This window comes from Fervidobacterium islandicum, assembly GCF_000767275.3.
Taxonomy (GTDB): domain Bacteria; phylum Thermotogota; class Thermotogae; order Thermotogales; family Fervidobacteriaceae; genus Fervidobacterium; species Fervidobacterium islandicum.
Genome location: NZ_CP014334.2, coordinates 1378983 through 1398780, shown reverse-complemented (window position 1 = coordinate 1398780; position 19798 = coordinate 1378983). Strand labels below are relative to the sequence as shown.

The window sequence follows — 19798 nt, the reverse complement described above, 5'->3', positions numbered from 1 at the left end:
CATCGGATGAAAGTTGTGATATAATATTGTGGAATATTTGGAAGTTTATGCGAAAGAGTTTAAGAAGGAGGAGTATAGAACCGTGGCTGGAAACGGCATTTTTTTTGATGATTTCGGTAATGCAAACGATGGAGGTTATAACAGAGAACAAAACGAAGCACTGGAAAGGCAAAGAGAGGAATTGATAAGAAGAATAATTGAAGAAAAGGGAGAAGCTGCTTACGATGAGATGATAGCTCTGCTTGAAAAGGAAGATGACGATCCCGAAGTAAGAGAGATCGTTACTGAAGTGCTTTACAGATTAGGAGAGAAAATAGCTCCAAAATTGGAAAAGACGATCAAGGAAAAGGTAAGGAGCGGGGTAAAAAACGACGTACCTTTACTCTATTTAATCGATTTAGCTGGAGATTTGGGGTTGAGAAGATTAATTGCAGATATCACCAAGTCATTGGAACTATACGATTTTGAGGAAGCCCAACTGGTTATATACGAGGCTTTAGCAAAACTTGGTGCTGGTGAGCAGTTCTATCCGCTTTTACGCTATATGTTACTGGAAGGTGAAGAGCGATTCATGTACGGAGCTCAGGTTGCTATGGTGCTTTCTTATCTTGATATTCCAGAAATCATCAACGACCTGGTACAGGCAATCGATAGTGGTGACTTCAAAGGAGAGGAATTAGAGACCATCAAACAGGCTTTAACGAACATGATAAACCTACATCCAAGCTACAAAGAGATTCTTATAACTCTTGTAGGTGAAGATAACTTTGAGAATTACGTACGATAAGGCGCACTAAAACACTCTGTCTTCGTGGAGGGATGTAATGTGGAACTGTTTTGGGCGGCTGTTGTGGGATATTTCTTCGGTGCGATACCGTTTAGTTACATTATCCCGAAGTTGAAAGGTGTGGATATAACGAAAGTTGGTAGTGGAAACGTTGGTGGTACTAACGTACTAAGGAATATGGGAACAAAATACGGTGCGCTTGCGATGTTTTTAGATATTATTAAAGCAGTTGTTGCTGTTTTAATATTCAAGCCATTTGGTGAACATCCGATGGTGATGGCTGGTGCTATGTCTGTGATAGGCCATTGCTATTCTCCGTTTGTTAAGTTCAAAGGTGGGAAAGGCGTTGCTACCACACTTGGGACCTTCTTTGCGATATATCCTCAGGCAGGTTTGTTCGCGCTTGGAGTGTGGATCGCTATCGTTGCAACCACGCAGTACGTGTCTGTCGGTTCAATCGTCGGACTGCTTGCTGGTGCTTTTTTTGCACTTGCCTTTGGTAAAGATTACTGGGTGATATTCTTGGCTCTTGCGCTCTTTTCTGTGTACAGGCATAAGGAGAACATAAAGAGACTTTTGAACGGTAATGAGAGAAAAACAAACGTGGTCGATTATTTCTTAGGATGGATGGACAAATACGAGCGCAAAGGAAAGTGAGATATTGGGGAGAGGTAAAAGTGAAGGTACACTTTGCAAAAGAATTATTCAGGGTTTTCGTGTTGTGTTCGCTGATATTAATTTCCGTGTCAATGTATGGCATAATAGATGAGGAAACTGCCAGAACTTACTTCACTCAGGCTTTGGAGAAAGTTTACGCTGGGGATTTCAAAAGTGCGTACGATCTATCTGTTAAGGCAATGTCAGGTAGGATATACGTTGAAGAGCTACCCTATTTCTGGTATTTGAGAGGTAGGCTTGCTATTGCCAACGGACTGGTAGATAAGGCTTTGGAAGATTTTAGAAATTTTACACTGCTTGTTAGAAATGACGACATCGATAATCTTGTGGGGAAAGTTAATTATTTCAGAAAACTGAATCTTGGGCCTTCGCAATCGTTCACGATGGGTTATGTGGATTCTATTAAAGGAAATGTCAGGGGAATAGAATATTTCCAAACACCGACGAGTTTGACTGTCTACGGTGATAATTTGGTGCTCTTGGATCAGAAGAATAAGAGGCTTGTGTATTTCAAAAATAACAAGATGCTGAAGATCAGGAAAATCTCAAAGGATGTAAAGCAGGTCTTCTACAACAGAGATGGCAACTTATACTTACTCGGGAATAAATCACTTTACGATGAAAAAGAGCAAGAGCTTTTAAGCGACCTCCAAGTTCCGTACATCGCAGGTGCAGACCGCTCGGGAACTATTTACATTGTGGACTTCGACAGAGTAGTGAAGTTCAATACGAGAACGAAAGAGCGTAGTAATTTCAAGCTGCCGCAAAGGACGTTCTGCCTTGATGCTGAAATGACAATCGATAGAATTTACATTTTAGATGCGCTAAAGCAGAAAATAGAGATTTTTAAGTTAGACACTCTGGAAAAGGTTGGCGAAGTGAGCCTTGCTGAAAAGGTCTGGTCTTTCGAAGTAACTCCCTACGGTGATTTGATATACCTTGGAAAAGATAAGCTCGTAGCTGGTGGGAAAGATTATCCCTTAAAGGATGTGGATTTCATCGAGTACTCTTATCCCACACTCTTTGCAATCAAGTGGAAAGGAAACACTGTTGAGCAGTACACGTTTAAGGATGATAAACCTATATTAGTAAATATTCAAGACGTTTCATTCGATGAAAATAGCGCGTACGCTTACATCAGTGTTGAGGACTTATTTGGGGATGAGATACACTACATAAAATACGCTCTTTCAATGTACGAGCACGATATCTACGTACCTACGGACATCTACGCTGAACAGAAAGATGTTCAACACGTAAAAGTTGAAAAGTGCTCTGGGGAGCTTGTGTCTTACAGGCTCCAGGGAGTCAGGGTTGTTGGTAATTGCCCGATTTTGACGAAGTTTACCGGGAGTGTTCGAAATTCTGACGATCTATTAAGCAAGAAGGTCGTGTGGATTGCCAAATGGGTGTATCTCAAACCTGTTCCGCCAGGCATAATTAAGCTGAGTGCAAAGGTTGCTTTTAAGGAGCAGATTTATTACGATACGATGTTCTATACGCAGAAGATGGTATTGGATTCTGTTGGGAAAAAGAAAGAATAATAACATTTTGGTGGTGGATATGGCGGAAAAGCAAAGAGCTGACGATAAGCATGCCAATATAGAAATTTTGCTAAAAGAAGCTGTAAAGCTCACGGAAAATGGTGATTACGAAAAGGCCTTAGAGATTTACAATGAACTTGCGCGATATGAAATACCAGAGGTTTTCAACAACATGGGAAATGTATTCAGAAGGCAAGGTATGTTGGGAAGGGCAATTGAGATGTATAAGAAAGCGATTCAGTTATCTCCTAATTTTCCATTAGCCTATTTCAACCTTGCTTGTGCGCTTATGGAAGTTGATAGATACAACGAGGCAGTTATGTTCTTTGAGAAGGCAGAAAAACTCGGTTTGAAAAGCTTTGATTTGGATGTCCAGTTGGCCTTGTGTTACGTAGCGTTGGGAAATAAGAAAAAGGCCAAGGAAAGGCTCAGGGATGAGAGAGTGAAAGCGGAAGTTGAAAAGTACGTGGAAGGGGGATTGGAGTTGTGAGTGGAACTAGTGTGAATTTTGACATCCAGAATATAAAAAAATTGGCCGAATTTTTTACTTCAAGCTGGTATCTCTTTCTTCCACTTTCAGTTTTTGTGCTTATATTTCCAAATTTGGTAGAATTGGTCACACTTTTAGCTATGGGACTAATCGTTGGTTATGGTTACGTTAGCCCTTTGATATTTAACTTTGTGGAAAAATTTCTACCGCAACTTTCTAATTCTTTTCAGAGCAATGCTTTGCTTTATTCAATTATTATCTCCGTCATCTTTGCTGTAATTTTCTATTCGCTATATAAGTCGATAATCTTTTTGGGAAGCTTTATTATTTCGTTCCTCGTAGGTAGCTTCTTAATTAAATCATTTTTGACTCCGTATCTAACGCTAGAATGGTACGTTTACGTTGTTATTGGTCTACTCACAGGGTTGATTGGAGGATTGTATGCGGTTAGGAACAGCTCAAAATTTGTGGGGCTTGTGTCAACTGCGGTATGTTCGTTCATTTTGGCTTCTATTGCTTCATCGTTTTTTGACAAGTACGTATTTGCTTTAAACAACACCGTTTTTGGCTGGATTGTCTTTGTCCTATCACTATTTATCTTTTTGGTGAGGATCACGAAGTTGTGGGGTGTGAAGGAGCATGGAAAATAAAGACAAAATAGGGCAAAGTAGCGAAAATATTTTCGTGAAGTTTTTCAACATCCTAAGAAGTGTTTGGCTTATAGTCGGTGCGTTTCTCTACATATTTGTCTACGGTGCTATCGTCCTACTTGTTGGATTGATATTAGGCAAAGAACGAGGAAAAAGATTTGTTTTAAAGCAGGTTGAGATATTTGGAAGGTTGGCCTTTAAGCTACTTGGTGTGAAGGTCTATGTTTGTGGCAAGAAACTGGATGTCAATACGAATTACATCGTGGTTAGTAACCATCAGAGTATTTTAGATATACCACTTATCATCGGTTACGTGGGTCCAACACCGTTTATCGCCAAAAAAGAACTCGAGAAGTTTCCGATGGTGAACGTTTATCTTAAATACCTTGGTAGCGAATTAATCGATAGGGGAAACGTGAGACAAACTGCGACTGCTATCAGGGAGGTCATGAGAAAACTAAAAGAGGGATACCACTTTGTGATTTTCCCAGAAGGGACGAGGTCGCCAGATGGTGAAGTGTTACCGTTCAAACCCCGAAGCCTCGAAATTGCGTTCAAGGCCAAGGTGCCTATATTACCTGTTGCTATCTGGGGAAACCATCTCGTGATTCCAAAGCATAAGCTGATAGTTAGAGGCAATAAGACGGGCATAATGTTCGGCGAATTGGTTCATCCAGAGAATTTTCAGAGTGAAGAAGAACTAAGACAATATGTGGAGAGCGTTATAAGGCAAGGTACGAAAAGGTTAAAAGAGGTGATTGAAAATGAAGAGAGCGTTTGTTAAAGCTTTAGTACTGGATAAAGTTTCAAACACGCCCGTTGTTCTGTTAGGAATTGAAAATACAAAGAAAATTCTCCCTATTTGGATAGGTGCATGCGAAGCGAGTGTAATGGCCATAGCTATCGAAAAGGTGCCTTTTGATAGGCCACTGACACACGATTTGATAGTTACTTTGGTAAGTGAATTGAGTCTAAGAATCGAACGATTCGTGATACACTCCATCAAAGACAACGTCTTTTACGCCAAAATAGTACTAAGGGACCTTGTCGTTTCCGAACAAGAAGCTGCAGAAGGAATGAATCCGTTTATAGAAATCGACGCCAGGCCATCTGACTGTATAATCCTTTCACTGAAAACCGGAGCTCCACTTTACGTAACAAACGAAATCATCGCGACAGAGGCTATCACTTTTGAGGACCTGAACGAAAACGAAAATGAAGAAGAGTTCAAGAAATTTATTGAGAACCTGGACATTAGCGAATTCAAGAAACTTCTGAATGACAACCCTGAGAATTTCACAGATTTTGGAAGTGACGAAGATAGTCAAGATAATGACGAGCAAGATAACGACAATAATCCTGATGATTTCGATGACCAATAAGTGAATCTTCAAAAAACAGCGGGGGATCCGGATGCCAAAACTGCCGAAGCTCGACTTTTCAAAACTGGCAGCAGTTCTCAAGTTTGGTAAGAGTAAAGAACAAAAGAAGCCTGAATCAAAAGAGCAAGCCAAAACACAGAAAGGCTTGGGAGTATTATTAGAAAAGCTAAAATTTTTCTTGACCTCTCTTTGGCACAGGAAGGTCTTGTTCTTTTCTGTTGTTGGTGCAATAGTGTTACTTGGTATTTTGATAGCGTTGTTATTTCGGCCAAAATTACCTGAGGCGATTTTATCAGAAGGGACACAAACTGTTGAGAATCTTATCATTTCAATACCAACAGGTGCATTTCCCTATGAGAAATCGTTCAAGGTGCGAGTAGTTTCGCAGGACTCAGTCCAAGGTGTGCTTAGCTCTGGTAATTTTGTGAGTCCTATTTACGAGTTGATACCTAGCGATGGACGGTACGACATGGCGACACTACCAATAAAGGTGAGGTATTATTTCCCCTCCAGGCTTATTGGAAGCAACGATTCGAATGCGCTCGCTTTTGCCGGTTTGAGCAGTGACGGGAAAGTTTACAACATTATCTCAGGGAGTTTTATAGATAAGGATAGCAGAGGATATTTTGTTGAGGCGAGTTTTTTCGTAGTTCCTCGCTGGCTAGGTGTTGTTTCTGTTCCGGGAAAGGTCTTAAAAACTGGTATTCAAGAAGTGTATCGTGTAGTTTCCGCTTATCCTCCTATTCTTATCATTCCCGGTAGTGATGCGAATTTTGCGGGCTATTACGAATCAGCAAAGGTTACACCGCTTTCAACATGGCAGGGTGTTTTCCCAGAAAGGTCGATTTACGTCTACAGGTATCCACTTAACGATACGAAATCGTACAACTACACGCGAGCGTTTAAGGCGTTCCGAGAATCTAATCCAATCCCAAGTCCCATCCTTTTTGAAGCGGAACGACTGGCGCAGGAACTGAAAAGGTATCCAGATGTTCAATTCGATGTCTTAGCTCATGAAGTTGGAGGACTTATCTTGTACTATTGCTTGGCAACACATCCAGAGATAAAGAATATAAGAAAGGTAGCGTATGTGTCAACACCATTTTACGGGACAAATGTAGTAGACCCACGCCTGGCTACGACTGTGTACGCATCGAAACCATCTGCCGCAGCGTTACTGTACAACCTGCCTGAGAGCGTTGTAGCAACGTTACAAGGTTATCTGAAGTCATACATCGAAGCTGTTAATATTTATTATTCCGATGTCTTGCCAAATTCTGAATTTTTGAAACGCTTGCAGTACTTCCCATATAGGACTGATATCCCTACGATAGCATATATGGGAAATACACCTCCCTTATCGATAGATGTTGGTGGGAGTTTACTTGAAAAACTTTATCCTGAGCTCACGATGAATTTAGGCGATGGGGTCGTTACAAAGAATTCTGCAAGACTTCCTTATATGACTTTGAAGATATTCAACGGCAGTTGGAATGACTTTTATTCATCTGAAGGGTTCATTGAGGAGATCAAGAGATTTTTCGCTTTCGAAATTCCACAAATTCCGGCTTACAAGGACGATACATTTGCGGAACGTGTGAGAAGTGAAAAAGAGAAAGTTTTCGAGCGATTCATAACTTCCGGCTCTGCTGAACAATTCTACGTTGATGAATGGAAGATAGGAGACAATCCTTATGTAAAGTTCTTGAGGAGCTACAATTACCCAGGTACTCAAGTTGCCGTTTATGGCGGAATAGTATATACAGCTGACGAGAAAGGACTTTACATAGCTGGAACAAGAGTATGGGAAGAGTACATAATGGGGTTGAAAGAGACGATCGATGGGGTTAGCTATGGAACACAAACAAAGGTGTACTACCGAAAATTGGCAGATACGGTGGCTTTCGAACAGACACCTGCTGATGACTTCATTGCTACGAAAGACTACGCTATTTTCGCAAAGCCCAGAAGCAATGATAAAGTAGATTTCGTTGATAACACTGGGAATGTTTTAACCACGCTACGTGGTGTTTATGGAAAGGTTATATACGATGGAAATGAGATACTCTTTATGACTAATATGGAGGTCTATAGATACCTATACGGAGTGAAATACACCGCACCGTTGGGGTTGAGGAACAGCTACGACCTTACATACGCAATAGTAGCCGATGATTATATCTTAGCGACAACGCGCGCATACGGTTTACTCATTTTCGACAAACTAGGCAATTATGCCTACACCGGCGAAGGATGGATAGGCAATCTTGGACTTTACAGGTCTGGTAATTTCGTCGTTGCTGTAGGCGATAGTTTCATCACGCTTATAGATATTTCAGCAAGACGCATTCACAGGATTGTTGAAGATGTAGCTGGGATAGTTTACGATGCTACAGTATGGGAAGACAAGCTTTACCTTATGACAAGTGAGGGACTCTTGATTTTCAAAATAGGTTAGAATTCCAAGTAGTCTTCGAAGGAGGTCAGTTTGATGGTGCATTTGTTTTTAGCCCACTTTGTAGCAGACCATGGATTTACGGATAACGCAAAGATCAGACATTACAAAGGTTACAAACTCATCGAACACATCATTTGGTCGATTTTTGCGTTCCTTGCGTTCACATTCGACACACTACTCAAGAGCACAAGGGGTATCGTCGTTTTACTCACAATGATAGCCATTCACGTTGCAGGTGATATTATAAGAACAAAGATTCAATCTGACAGGATGAAATTACACATCCTTGAACTTTCAGAATTAGTTGTCGCACTGATTCTGAATTTTCTGGTAGCGGATTTGTTTGTCTATTCGTACATATCAAAGGAATTTGCGTTGTATTTGCTCGGGATGGCTGTCGTAACAATGGCAGTGACTTATGTCTTCAAGAATTTTTATCCCGGGGATGAGAATTACAACGATTTGGACGGGATTTCCGAACGATTGGCTTTTTACGTATTTTTCCTTGGCAAAAGCTATTGGTTGGCTATACTTTCACTGGCACTCGGTTTTCTCTACAAATTTTGGAAACGTGAGCGAACAAATCTCTACACTTGGTGGATAAGCCCTTTATCTGCGATTGTGATTACCGTGATTTGGAAAATGTTGATATTTTAAAACCAATCAATGAAGTAATTGGGAGTCAACTATGCAAAATTAAATTTTTGTTTTGAGTGTGAGATAGCATAATCAATATTGAACTTCTCTTTCTTTCTCAACATTGCGTACAACGTTCGCAATAACTTGTGTACTACTGACATTATCGCTTTTTTGTACGGTATACCTTGCTGCCTTTTTCGTTCATAGTATGTTCGGAAATATTCGTTGTGAATCACTACACTCACTGCCATTAGCCATAGTATTCGTCTTAGGTGGGCATTGCCCCTTTTCGATATGTGTCCTTCTACTTTGCTTTTGCCTGATTGGGCAATGCTTGGATCGAGTCCACAATACGCAATGAGTTTTTTGTATGTACTAAATCTTGAGATATCTCCAACTTCTGCCAAGAAATGCATCGCGCTGTTTTCACCAATACCTGGTATTGACGTGAGTATCTCGATATCAAGGTTTATCGCACTACATTCGCAATATTCTTTCATCATCTTGTCGTATTCTTCAAGCTGTTGCTGTAAAAATTGTAGTTCTTTGATATTTTGCACAAGAATCTTTTCTTTCATCGGCCAATATTGAGCAATCGAGTTATTAGCGAGTTCTTTAAGTTTTTGAGCATTAAGTTTTGTACTTCTGCCACGGTCTTTGGAAAAGAACACATCCAGATTACGAGCCTTTTGAATAGCCTTGGCAGAAGGGAAATGAGAAAGAAGATTGAGGATAGTGTCACTGTAGATATTGGTAACTCTTTCGAGTTCAGGGAAAAGAACGTTGAGCAGTTTTTCGATATTGTCTTTAACTTTTGCGATGCGGTGGATAATGTTTTCGCGTGCTCTGACAATATCACGAAGCTCAGAGTTGACAAAAGCAGAAGAAGGAATTTGATGTTGTAGGTAAAACAAAGCAGTAGCGATAATGCGAGCATCGATTTTGTCGGTTTTGGTCTTTCGAAGAGAAGCAAAGTTTTTAACAGTTAGAGGATTAAAAACAGCGCAAGCAAAGTCGTTGGAAGAAAGGAAAGCCAGAAGGTTGAGATGATAACAGCCAGTAGATTCCATAGCGATGATGATGGATTGTTTTGGGAAGGCAGAGAGTTTGTTTGCGAAGGAGGAAAAGCCTTGCTGGGACATATCGAAAGAAGATTCGAAGATGATGGAACTGGGATTAGAGATAGCGCAGACGTTGAACTTATCCTTGGAAACATCGATGCCGACGAATATGGAGAAGTTATTCATACAAGAACCTCCTTTCGAATGATGAGGGCAGGGAGCCTGCTGAACCAATCCTCCATGCTGACGAGGGCTGAAAGCCCAACCAACTAATCATGGTTAAAGGCAGGCAACAGACTCCCAAAATGGCTTAAAAGCCAAGGTGACATAAGTTGTCCTGCCCTCAATTTTTTTAAGCTAAATTATTTATACCATATTTTTATGTAGGAGGTGCTCTTTGTGAGAGTTTCTTTGGAATGGCTTAATCAGTACATCGATGTTAGCAAAGAAGAAGTTTCCGATTATTTGCCAAAGCTGGGCTTTGATGTTGGTGAGGAAGGTCCTGTCTTTCCACTTCGTGGTCCAATCGTTGTTGGGCGTATCGAAAGTGTCGAGAAGCATCCACAGGCTGATAAGTTGGTCGTTTGTAAGGTGAATATTGGTAATGAATATAGAACTATACTGACGGCAGATCTTTCCGTGCAACCTGCTAAGTACGTGTATGTCGCGCTGCAAGGGGCAAGGCTTGTAAGCGGTTTGGAAATCGAAGAAAAGGTCATGCGCGGTGTCCCTTCACAGGGTATGATGTGTTCCTTGGAGGAATTGGGACTCGAACAAAAAAGCGAACATGTTTATATGACTGATGAGCAATTACCGCTCGGGGCAGATGTTATCAAGTTGCTCGGTTTAAACGACTGGTACTTTGAGATGGAAATCACTCCAAATCGTCCGGATGTGCTCTCGTACTTCGGAGTTACAAGGGAACTCTCTGCGGGATTGAAACGTAGACCGCACTTTCCCATACCGGCTGTTAAAAGTGCACAAGGAAACGATAGAGTTGATGTTTACATAGAGACCGAAGGATGCTGGAGGTACACGGCAAGGGTAATCAGAAACGTCAAAGTTGGTCCAAGCCCGGTGTGGATGCAAAAGAGATTGATTGCATCAGGAATCAGACCAATAAACAACATTGTTGATATAACGAACTATGTGATGCTTGAAACTGGGCATCCGGTTCACGCATTTGACCTTGCGAAGCTAAGCGGAAGAATCGTTGTTAGGGACGCAAGACCGGGAGAAAAGATGTTACTGTTAGACGGGAAGACCTATGAATTTTCTGGAGGAGAGGTGCTCATAACCGACGGGGAGAAACTACTTGCACTCGGTGGAATCATGGGTGGAGAAGAATCCGGAATATCAGAAGGCACAACGGATGTACTATTGGAAGTTGCTATGTTTGATCCCGTCAGAATAAGGAAAGCATCCAGAAGACTTGGCGTGTCTTCCGATTCTTCGTACAGGTTCGAAAGGGGTGTTGATTTCGATGATGCACTCTACGTTATTGAAAGGCTCTCGCAATTAATTGAAGAACTTGCCGAAGGCGTACCTTCTAAAGAGATAGTAGACAACTACCCACGGAAGATAGAACAGAAGAAGATATTTGTGCCCAAGCATTATTCAAGGAAAGTGCTCGGCATAGAGATTAAACACATCGGAGAATACATAGAGCCGCTGGGATTCGAGGTAGAGGAGACAAAAGACGGCTACGAAGTTTATGTCCCATCGTTTAGGTACTTTGATATCTCACTCCCAGAAGACATAATGGAGGAAGTCGGCAGAATTCATGGATACGAACATCTCCATGCCGAGCCGCCAAGGATGCTTGCAATAGAACATGGCAGGAGCGAGAAGCAAAAACGAAGATTCGAAATTAAGACACTCATGACGTCAATGGGTTTCAATGAATCCAACACGCTTTCGTTTGCTGCTAGCAAGATTATAGAGCAGTTTGACATAAATGGTAAAGGTGTTCCTGTAAGTAATCCGATCATTTCCGATTTCGACACGATGAGGCCTTCGCTCCTTTATGGATTACTTGATTCACTTTCCTACAACTACAAGCGCCAAATCAAAGACGTCAGGCTCTTTGAAGTTGGTAAGGTCTTTTCGGTTGCTTATGGAAAACCACATGAGCAAGAGGCACTTGGCTTTGTCGCAACGGGAAGAGAATCGGTTAAGGACTACACCGACAAACGGACAGTTTCGTTCTATACGATGAAAGGCGTGTTAGAAGAACTTTTTGAGCACTTTGGTTTGGTAGTCGAGTTCAAAAGAATTGAAAAGAAAGGTTTTGTCTCGACTGTAACTGCGGGAATTTATCACAAAGGTCAGATGATAGGCTTCGTAGGCCTTCTGGACCCGGAGCTTTCCGATAAACTTTACGACGTCAAAGACGAGATTTACGCCGGAGAGATTTACCTTGAGGCTATCTACTCAGCCCAAGAAAAGCGTGTCTACCAGCCATTACCTCAATTCCCGTACGTGCGAAGGGATGTTTCTTACCTTATCCCGATTGGACACGAAATCGAGAGTGTGTTGAAAATCTACAAAGAGAATCCTCTCGTTGAAGAAGTGGGAATTGACGATATTTACAGAAAAGTTGGCGATGAATTCTACAGTGTAACAATCTATGCGAAATTTAGACATCCAGAAAGAACGCTAAGCGATGAAGAGGTGGACCTTGCACTTGAGGATATAAAAGCGAGGATCAAAAACGAATGTGGGATCAATCCAAGGTTTTGATAATCTGACCAGATGCATAGATTAACGTAAATGGGGAGAAAGGGGGGAAGCTTGTGAGTTTTAATCCGAAAGATAACGACTTTGGAAAGATGATCTCTGCAGGACGAGATTTTTTAAAATCAAATTGGGAAATTTTAGAGAGGTACGTAAGCGACCAAAGAAAAGGGATTGAAATGCCCCCTTTTGAAAAGCCGTACCAGAAAGACGCATTTTTGATAAAGCTGCCGGATTTTAAAGACATTGCAGATTTCAAGAAGAAAAGCTTGTTTGAGGCTATCGAGAATCGAAAAAGTCACAGGAAATACGACGGTAAACCTTTAAGATTAGAAGAACTTTCGTTCCTGCTTTGGACTACGCAGGGTATAAGGAATGTAACTCCAAAAGCTACATTTAGAACGGTTCCTTCAGCTGGAGCGAGGCATCCCTTTGAAACGTATCTTTACGTTATAAACGTCGAAGGACTGGAAGAAGCAGTGTACAGATATTTACCTCTCGAACATTCTTTGATTTTACATCGGAAGGATAGATATCTGAGGGAAGAGATTATCCACGCGACGTTAGAACAAGAATTCGTCGGTCAATCGTCCGTTGTGTTCATCTGGACGGCTGTACCTTACAGAACGGAATGGCGGTACGGTCCTGCATCGCATAAAGTGATACTTTTGGATGCGGGGCACGTTTGTCAAAATCTCTACCTTGCGTGTGAAGCGATAGAAGCTGGAACGTGCGCGATAGCTGCGTATTCTCAAGAGCTCATGGACAGGTTTCTTGGTGTAGATGGACAAGATGAAATGGTCGTTTATCTTGCACCTGTGGGAAAAATTTCAAAAGGATAAGATCTGGAGGCTGATATGAGGAATAGAGTTGTAAAAGAATACACTTTGAAAGATAAGTTCATAGCTGTTTTTTGGCTATTAACTCTTACGTTTTTGTGGGGACTGACCTTTCCCATCCAAAAGCTCGTGCTCAATAAAGAAGTTTCCCCATTTCTGTACAATGCGATCCGGTTTTGGATCGCAACTTTTTTATCGGCGCTTCTTTTTAGAAAATCCGACTGGAAGCGCGGAAGTATACTGGGGTTAGTCATGGCTATCGCATACGCTACACAAACCTGGGGATTGACGATAACTACCTCCACGAAGAGCGGGTTTATCACTTCGCTGTATATAGTCATCGTACCGTTTTTTTCTTACCTCGTTGAACATGAGAAAGTGAGAAAACTTCAAGTTGTCGGCTTTACTGGAGCTCTGATTGGAATGTACATGCTTAGTGGTGGAATCAGTGGATATAACTTCGGAGATTTTCTTACAACAATTTGCGGTGTCATGTACGCACTACATGTTGTTTTGATAACAAAGTACTCAAAGCAGGTCAGTGAATACGCTTTGCTAACTCCACAGTTCTTCACAGTGGCGCTCTTAAACACGATATTTAACTTGTTTTACCAGAGTGGTAGCGACAAGTGGTCGTTCTCTTTAAATGCGCTCTTTGTTGCGACCTTTACAGCAGTAACAGCCACAATCGTTGCGATAATTATCCAAGCGAAGTATCAGAAAGTTGTAGGTAGCAATATTTCGGCTCTCATATTTGTTGGCGAGCCTCTCTTTGCGATGATTCTATCTGTTCTAATTCTAAAAGAGCATCTGACCGCACTACAACTCATTGGAGGTTTGCTTATGGTCGTTTCAATAATACTAGGTGTATTGAATTTAAGTGAGAGAGAACCTGAGATGATGGAAAGGCAGGGTTAAATGCAAGGATGGGGGAGAGTAAGAAACGTGAGCTTTGGATCGACTATACCAGAGGCACAGCGCTGATAATGGTTGTCTTAGCACACTCGCAGGTTCCTGAGAAGATGTTCGCGTTTATCTCGTATGTGATCGTCGTCTTCCCGTTCTTGTCTGGTTATTTGATGAAGGCTTTGAGCTTCAGGGAATTTTTCAAAAAGCGCATCACAATGGTCATATCTTATTACTACATAGGGTTGATCGGTTACATAGTATGGATACTTACCGTTCCGGAAGGTTTTAGAAAGGCTGACAACCTAACCTATCTGAAGAACTTTCTTTTGGTTAGGACGGATCTGCTTGATCAAATTCCGCTTACAATCGTACCACTGTGGTATTTGATTTTTCTTTTTGTAGCAGAGTTTTTCTTTTTGCTGTTTAGTAAATTTCATATACTTCCATACACGCTGGCTCTCGGGATCTTTCTAAGATTTATTCAACCAGGTGCGCTTCCTTTCAAGGTCGACGTAGCATTTTCCGGGCTTTACATGTTCTGGCTTGGAAAGTTGGTGAAAGAAAAGAAGAAGGATTTTGAGAGGTACTTGGGAGTAATTGGCTTTACCGGATTGATTGTTTGGACGTTAGTTGCTCTGTTTGTTGATGGTACTTCGTGGAATATGGATCATTACGGAATCAACCCCATACTAACACTTGCTGGTGAGCTTGGAACGGCGATGTTCTTTCTTTGGATAGGTAAAGATATTGAACAATTTGCTATCAACTCGACAAATAAGATTTCCGGTAATAAGTCAAGAGGAGAAAAAATAGAAAAATAAAAAACCTAGTCAACACTTTGACTTTCAATAACTTAATATTTCACTTTCATTCTTCACATACTTGATTTCGTTCTTTTTACCTATTTCATCGGTACATACGGTACGTTGTTCTTTAGTAAATAATACACTAAATTTACTAATTTCCTTGCAGTTAATATTAGCGCTCTCATGTGTTTGTGTGTTGTTGCTTCTGCGTACTTTTTGCGATAATATTCTTTGTATACAGGATCGTATGTCTTTACTCCGTTCGCTGCCATTACTAGGTATGTTCTTAGATACTTGTTCCCTTTTTTCGTTAGTTGGTTGTTTTCTGATTTGTAATTTCCACTTTGATTGATTGTCCATACAAGCCCTGCGTATGATGCTAACGCTGAGGCTTTTTCGAAACGATTGATGTCTCCTATTTCGGCTATAATTCCAGCTGCAGTTATTTCTCCTATCCCTTTGACTGTTGTTAGTGTGTTCGAAATTACTTTAAGTAATTTACTTATTTCTTTCTTTACTAGTTCGATTTGTTTTTCATAGTGCTGTATCAAATCGATAGTGGAAACAATAGATATTCTCAGAGTGTTTGAAGGATTAACAGACAACCTCAAGGCATCTTTAGCAAGAGTTTGGAGTTTTTCTGCTAAGACTTGTGAAGAGACATTGTGTCTGGAAATTTTCGCAATATATTCAAATAACTCTTCAATTGGCATGTTTGCGATTTCTTCGATTGTATAATCTTTAAGCAGGCATTCGAAAGTCTTATTTAGTTTAAAGTCAAGTTTAGGGAAATAAAGAGAAACGCCTAAGTTTCAATCGAGCGATATCTTCGTTGAACTTTAAATAAAGTCTGGTGAGATTACGAAGCTCAGAGATGATATATGAGTTATTGACAAAAGGGACTAAAGACTCAGGAAATTTAGAAGCGATAGAGAAAATAAGTTCAGCATCGATTTTGTCAGTTTTAGGACGATTGAGAATTTTGCGATAGAGCTTAATGTTATCAGTTTTAACCCAAAAGACAGGTACGTTGTTTTGAAAGAAGAAGTTAGCGACATTAAAAGAAAAAACACCAGTTGATTCAAGGACAAGAGAAAAATCGGAAGAAGAAGCAAAAGCTTTGTTAAAAAGTTCAACAATACCTTGAGGAGAGTTCTCAACAGTCCCACTACCGATGAAATCAGAAAAGAAAGAAAGATAGTTCTTTGAGACATCAATAGCTAAAATAGCCAAAGGAATCACCTCCGGATTGAGTACAGCCTTACAACCTCGCGGTACATAAGAAAACGAGGCAAAACATTTTCCGGCAAGTAAAAAGCTGTACTCTAGTTAGGCAATCTTATTTAAGAGAACAAAGTCTCAAGGAGGGGCAACCTGAAACTATTTTACCAGAGGTGTTAAAAAATATGCATTCAATTTTCAAAGACCAATTTTAATTTTTACCGAACTTATTATACGAGGATGGTTTAATGCGTAGGTTCATTGCAAAATACGTACTTTATATTCCAAAACTTTTCTCAGATAACGCCATTTTCGCCTTTGGGTACCACATATTGATTGGCGGTTTAGTGGTGCTGTTCACTATGGCTTTAGGTTTTGTTGTTACCGAAGAGACGTTACGACAATACTGGTACATCGCCTTCGCGTTAACTTTCGGAGCGATGACAATGTTAATGGTGCTATTACCAAATTCTGTGAAGTTACTATTAACCCAGCCGGATCTGTTTGTGAACGGACTTAGGAAAGAGAGGAGTTCTGAGAAATGATAACAATTAAGAACCTTTCGATATCCTTTCCAGAAAAAACGCTCTTTTCGAGTTTCAATGCTACCGTACTCTCGAGAGACAGGATAGGTCTGATGGGGAAAAACGGCAGTGGAAAGAGTACGTTGTTGAAGGCGATTGCGGGAATTTTCAAAGACTATCAGGGAGAAATAACGGTCCAAGGTAAAGTGCTTTACATGGACCAATACAGAACTTTTGAAGCAAAGACGCCTTACGAGTACTATATGAAAGTTGCCGATACACCAGAGAAACAAAAGCAAGTGCGGAGTATACTGAAGGGATTAGGTTTTCCGGAAGAGGATTGGGAGAGGGATATTTCAACATTCAGCGGTGGGGAAAGAACGAAATTGCAGTTGGGCAGGCTTTTTGTTGAAGACCCTGATTTTCTGCTGTTGGATGAGCCTACAAACTTTCTTGATATCGAGAGCATAGAGTTTCTGAAAGAATTGCTGAGAACGTTCCGCGGAGGGTATATAATCATCTCGCACGATAGGGATTTTCTCAGAAATACATGCGAGAAGTTTTGGGAGATAAACAACGAGCGCATCTGGGTTTTCGACATGGGCTTCGATAGTTACCATTTGGAGAGGCAAAGGATCATGGAAACTCAAAGAAGACAACTCGCGAATATCCAGCGTGAAATTGAGCGGTTGAGAACGATAATAGACAGGTACAAGAAGTGGGGCAGGGAAAAGTTCACAAAGCAAGCAAAAAGTAAAGAAAAAATGCTTGAAAAGATGCTCGAAGAGCTTGAAAATATGCCAAACCTTTACATTGAGGAAGAGGAGAAAAATATAAGCATTCCGGAACCTGACAACACTGGATACGTTGTTCTTGAGGTCAAAAACGTCTCTTGGAATAATTTACTGAGGAATGTTTCGTTCACCGTGTATCAAGGAGACAAATTAGCGATTGTTGGACCAAATGGCTCTGGTAAAACAACGCTACTGAAGATTATAACTGGGCAGATTAATTACACCGGACAAGTAATTTCTGGATACAATGTAAAAGCCGTTTACCTTGAACAGTTCGTAGACCAACTTGATTTGGAAAATACTGTATTCGACGAGTTGTTTGAGGAAATGCCTGACAGACCGGACTACGTCATCAGGGCATACGCCGGCAGATTTGGATTTCGTGGCGAAGATGTCTTCAAAACGGTTAGCGATTTGAGTGGTGGTGAAAGGCAGATACTTGCACTGGCGAAAGTCTTGCTGAGAAAACCAAACGTTCTTATTCTGGACGAGCCGACGAACCACATGGATTTGGAAACGGTAGAAGCCCTTGAATCGGCACTTAAGGAATATAAAGGGTCAGTTCTGCTGGTCTCTCACGACCTCGAGCTGATTAGAAATGTCTGCAATAGGTTCTTCACCATCAAAAACGGTGAACTAGTTGAATCGAACGAGCCGGTATTTTTTGCCAAAGAAAAAAAGAAGGTTGAGAAGGAGAAGAATGTGGATTTTGAGGAGAAAAAGAAGCTGAGAAATCAGCTGAAAAGCTGGAAGAAACAAGTCGAAGACTTGAAGGCAAGAGAAATGCAGATAACAGATCTGCTAAACGATTTGGAAAGACGGATGCACATAGAACAAGACTACGTTAAACTGATGGAACTGATGAGTGAAAAGGAACAATTGGAAGAAGAATTGCTGACGATAATTGAAACTTCCGAAGAACTTGAAAGAAAGATAAGGGAGTTAGAAGCCACGGACAGTTAAAAAATTCTTTGCTAAGAAGGTAACAATGTCGTATGCAAAATTAAATTTTTGTTTTGAGTGTGAGATAGCATAATCAATATTGAACTTCTCTTTCTTTCTCAACATTGCGTACAACGTTCGCAATAACTTGTGTACTACTGACATTATCGCTTTTTTGTACGGTATACCTTGCTGCCTTTTTCGTTCATAGTATGTTCGGAAATATTCGTTGTGAATCACTACACTCACTGCCATTAGCCATAGTATTCGTCTTAGGTGGGCATTGCCCCTTTTCGATATGTGTCCTTCTACTTTGCTTTTGCCTGATTGGGCAATGCTTGGATCGAGTCCACAATACGCAATGAGTTTTTTGTATGTACTAAATCTTGAGATATCTCCAACTTCTGCCAAGAAATGCATCGCGCTGTTTTCACCAATACCTGGTATTGACGTGAGTATCTCGATATCAAGGTTTATCGCACTACATTCGCAATATTCTTTCATCATCTTGTCGTATTCTTCAAGCTGTTGCTGTAAAAATTGTAGTTCTTTGATATTTTGCACAAGAATCTTTTCTTTCATCGGCCAATATTGAGCAATCGAGTTATTAGCGAGTTCTTTAAGTTTTTGAGCATTAAGTTTTGTACTTCTGCCACGGTCTTTGGAAAAGAACACATCCAGATTACGAGCCTTTTGAATAGCCTTGGCAGAAGGGAAATGAGAAAGAAGATTGAGGATAGTGTCACTGTAGATATTGGTAACTCTTTCGAGTTCAGGGAAAAGAACGTTGAGCAGTTTTTCGATATTGTCTTTAACTTTTGCGATGCGGTGGATAATGTTTTCGCGTGCTCTGACAATATCACGAAGCTCAGAGTTGACAAAAGCAGAAGAAGGAATTTGATGTTGTAGGTAAAACAAAGCAGTAGCGATAATGCGAGCATCGATTTTGTCGGTTTTGGTCTTTCGAAGAGAAGCAAAGTTTTTAACAGTTAGAGGATTAAAAACAGCGCAAGCAAAGTCGTTGGAAGAAAGGAAAGCCAGAAGGTTGAGATGATAACAGCCAGTAGATTCCATAGCGATGATGATGGATTGTTTTGGGAAGGCAGAGAGTTTGTTTGCGAAGGAGGAAAAGCCTTGCTGGGACATATCGAAAGAAGATTCGAAGATGATGGAACTGGGATTAGAGATAGCGCAGACGTTGAACTTATCCTTGGAAACATCGATGCCGACGAAAACAGGGAAGTTATCCATGAAAAATCCTCCTTTCGAATGATGAGGGCAGGGAGCCTGCTGAACCAATCCTCCATGCTGACGAGGGCTGAAAGCCCAACCAACTAA

General features: G+C 40.8%; 17 protein-coding genes and 1 pseudogene. 15 read left to right on the top strand and 3 right to left on the bottom strand.

Annotation, left to right across the window (positions count from 1 at the left end; genetic code table 11):
• Positions 1-82 precede the first annotated feature (82 nt).
• The 9 genes from NA23_RS06695 (at position 83) to NA23_RS06655 (ending at position 8646) form a co-directional block, all read left to right on the top strand.
• Positions 83-787, top strand: coding sequence for a hypothetical protein (locus tag NA23_RS06695; protein ID WP_052107191.1), 705 nt, complete (start codon positions 83-85; stop codon positions 785-787).
• A 39-nt stretch (positions 788-826) separates the two neighbouring features.
• Positions 827-1444 (top strand): glycerol-3-phosphate 1-O-acyltransferase PlsY, encoded by a 618-nt coding sequence (plsY, locus tag NA23_RS06690; RefSeq protein WP_033191956.1) that lies wholly within the window; start codon positions 827-829, stop codon positions 1442-1444.
• Positions 1445-1464: 20 nt separating this feature from the next.
• Positions 1465-3009 carry a hypothetical protein gene (locus NA23_RS06685; RefSeq protein ID WP_033191955.1) on the top strand — a complete coding sequence of 515 codons (1545 nt, stop codon included), beginning with the start codon at positions 1465-1467 and terminating at the stop codon, positions 3007-3009.
• Between the two features lie 19 nt (positions 3010-3028).
• A complete protein-coding gene (locus NA23_RS06680; RefSeq protein WP_084384123.1) occupies positions 3029-3499 on the top strand; it encodes a tetratricopeptide repeat protein in 471 nt (156 codons plus the stop codon).
• A 113-nt stretch (positions 3500-3612) separates the two neighbouring features.
• Entirely contained in the window at positions 3613-4149 is a 537-nt protein-coding gene (locus NA23_RS06675) for a hypothetical protein (protein WP_249476993.1), read from the top strand.
• Positions 4139-4933 carry a lysophospholipid acyltransferase family protein gene (locus NA23_RS06670; RefSeq protein ID WP_084384065.1) on the top strand — a complete coding sequence of 265 codons (795 nt, stop codon included), beginning with the start codon at positions 4139-4141 and terminating at the stop codon, positions 4931-4933. The genes NA23_RS06675 and NA23_RS06670 overlap by 11 nt, the downstream gene beginning before the upstream one ends.
• A complete protein-coding gene (locus tag NA23_RS06665) occupies positions 4914-5531 on the top strand; it encodes a bifunctional nuclease family protein (protein WP_033191953.1) in 618 nt (205 codons plus the stop codon). The genes NA23_RS06670 and NA23_RS06665 overlap by 20 nt, the downstream gene beginning before the upstream one ends.
• 31 nt (positions 5532-5562) lie before the next feature.
• On the top strand, positions 5563-7989 hold the full coding sequence (locus NA23_RS06660) for a hypothetical protein (RefSeq protein WP_033191952.1): 2427 nt from the start codon (positions 5563-5565) through the stop codon (positions 7987-7989).
• Positions 7990-8022: 33 nt separating this feature from the next.
• A complete protein-coding gene (locus tag NA23_RS06655) occupies positions 8023-8646 on the top strand; it encodes a hypothetical protein (protein ID WP_033191951.1) in 624 nt (207 codons plus the stop codon).
• A gap of 29 nt (positions 8647-8675) precedes the next feature.
• Here NA23_RS06655 and NA23_RS06650 read toward each other — a convergent pair whose 3' ends face one another.
• Positions 8676-9875: an IS110 family RNA-guided transposase gene (locus NA23_RS06650; protein WP_128998116.1), complete on the bottom strand. Its 1200-nt coding sequence runs from the start codon at positions 9873-9875 to the stop codon at positions 8676-8678.
• 213 nt (positions 9876-10088) lie between these two features.
• Here NA23_RS06650 and pheT point away from each other — a divergent pair, with 213 nt between their 5' ends.
• Genes pheT through NA23_RS06630 form a run of 4 tightly spaced genes read left to right on the top strand, consistent with a single transcriptional unit; the run spans position 10089 to position 14994 of the window.
• On the top strand, positions 10089-12431 hold the full coding sequence (gene pheT, locus NA23_RS06645) for a phenylalanine--tRNA ligase subunit beta (protein ID WP_033191950.1): 2343 nt from the start codon (positions 10089-10091) through the stop codon (positions 12429-12431).
• Between the two features lie 53 nt (positions 12432-12484).
• Positions 12485-13267: a SagB/ThcOx family dehydrogenase gene (locus tag NA23_RS06640; protein WP_236938338.1), complete on the top strand. Its 783-nt coding sequence runs from the start codon at positions 12485-12487 to the stop codon at positions 13265-13267.
• Positions 13268-13282: 15 nt separating this feature from the next.
• Positions 13283-14182, top strand: a complete 900-nt coding sequence (locus NA23_RS06635) for a DMT family transporter (RefSeq protein WP_052107190.1) — start codon at positions 13283-13285, stop codon at positions 14180-14182.
• 8 nt (positions 14183-14190) lie between these two features.
• Positions 14191-14994: an acyltransferase family protein gene (locus tag NA23_RS06630; RefSeq protein ID WP_145974456.1), complete on the top strand. Its 804-nt coding sequence runs from the start codon at positions 14191-14193 to the stop codon at positions 14992-14994.
• An 80-nt stretch (positions 14995-15074) separates the two neighbouring features.
• On the opposite strand, the pseudogene NA23_RS10705 reads toward NA23_RS06630, so the two are convergent.
• Positions 15075-16212 (bottom strand): annotated as a pseudogene (locus NA23_RS10705) (IS110 family RNA-guided transposase).
• A 236-nt stretch (positions 16213-16448) separates the two neighbouring features.
• Here NA23_RS10705 and NA23_RS06615 point away from each other — a divergent pair.
• Together NA23_RS06615 and abc-f are read left to right on the top strand one after the other, a co-directional pair.
• A complete protein-coding gene (locus NA23_RS06615) occupies positions 16449-16745 on the top strand; it encodes a hypothetical protein (RefSeq protein ID WP_033191948.1) in 297 nt (98 codons plus the stop codon).
• Positions 16742-18481 (top strand): ribosomal protection-like ABC-F family protein, encoded by a 1740-nt coding sequence (gene abc-f, locus NA23_RS06610; protein ID WP_033191947.1) that lies wholly within the window; start codon positions 16742-16744, stop codon positions 18479-18481. Before NA23_RS06615 ends, abc-f begins: the two co-directional genes overlap by 4 nt.
• Here abc-f and NA23_RS06605 read toward each other — a convergent pair.
• Positions 18461-19711, bottom strand: a complete 1251-nt coding sequence (locus tag NA23_RS06605) for an IS110 family RNA-guided transposase (RefSeq protein WP_249476991.1) — start codon at positions 19709-19711, stop codon at positions 18461-18463. The two genes, abc-f and NA23_RS06605, sit on opposite strands and share 21 nt — an antisense overlap.
• Positions 19712-19798: the final 87 nt, after the last annotated feature.